We start from the raw sequence: 925 nt of genomic DNA on the forward strand, positions 1-925 counted from the left end.
AGCCTGAGCCACTATCGTTTTAATAACCGGGATGAAGCCATCTCAGTAATACGGGAATACATTGAGATTTTCTACAATCGTCAGCGTCGTCACTCTCGTCTGGGGAATATCTCCCCGGCAGCCTTCAGGGAAAAATATCATCAGATGGCTGCTTAAAAAAAGAACAAATGGTAGTGTCCGCTATTGCCAGTACACCTCAGGAAGGTTATTTATGATTTACCCAACAAATACAGGCAAAAGCGGGGAACACCTTCGTCTCACCACGCTGGAAAGTGTCTGGATTCAGGGAAAACTGCGCATGTGGGGGCGCTGGTCGTATATTGGCGGCGGTAAGACGGGGAATATGTTCAACCAGTTGTTGGCCTCTAAAAAGCTGACAAAAACGGCAATTAACGAGGCGCTCCGGAGGATGAAAAAAGCAGGTCTGAACAAGTCTGAACTTGAGGCTTTTTTGCGGGATATGATTAACGGTAAGCAAAAGAGCTGGCTGGCGCATTGTACTGATGCAGAGGCGTTATGTATTGATCGGGTCATAAGTGAGGTGCTGGCAGAGCATCCAGGATTGATTAGCGTCCTTCGGCAACGGTATGAGGGGCGGGGGATGACCAAACGCAAAATGGCTGAACTGCTGAATGATGCACACCCGAAATGGAGTTTAAGAACCTGTGAAAGACGCATTGAGCATTGGCTAAAGGTGGCAGAATTTATTTTGTACAAACCAATGGTTATGGCTTTTGGTATAGAGAAAAAAGTTATTGCTTTTTGACGTAAAAACTGCTTCAATTCTTGTACGCTTCGCAAAGCTGTACCGCGAGGCGAATAGCAGACATGGACATTTGAAAGAGCCCGCTTTATGCGGGTTTTTTTATACCTGAAAAACGGCACAGGACGTTAAACGTGCTGGTGGTCAGATGAGTTTGCAGAT

Annotated in this window: 2 protein-coding genes; both read left to right on the forward strand. The window is 46.2% G+C overall.

Going from position 1 to position 925, the window contains the following annotated elements; genetic code table 11:
* The coding region (locus BFF42_RS18605; protein ID WP_001392677.1) for an IS3 family transposase at positions 1 to 156 on the forward strand (156 nt) is incomplete at its 5' end.
* Between the two features lie 55 nt (positions 157 to 211).
* Entirely contained in the window at positions 212 to 766 is a 555-nt protein-coding gene (locus tag BFF42_RS18610; protein ID WP_000640137.1) for a DUF1133 family protein, read from the forward strand.
* Positions 767 to 925 lie beyond the last annotated feature (159 nt).

This window comes from Shigella sp. FC1661 (assembly GCF_001712525.1).
Taxonomy (GTDB): domain Bacteria; phylum Pseudomonadota; class Gammaproteobacteria; order Enterobacterales; family Enterobacteriaceae; genus Escherichia; species Escherichia coli.

Coding starts and splice junctions, on each gene's coding strand:
- BFF42_RS18610 (WP_000640137.1), top strand. CDS start 212: ATGATTTACCCAACAAATACAGGCAAAAGCGGGGAACACCTTCGTCTC.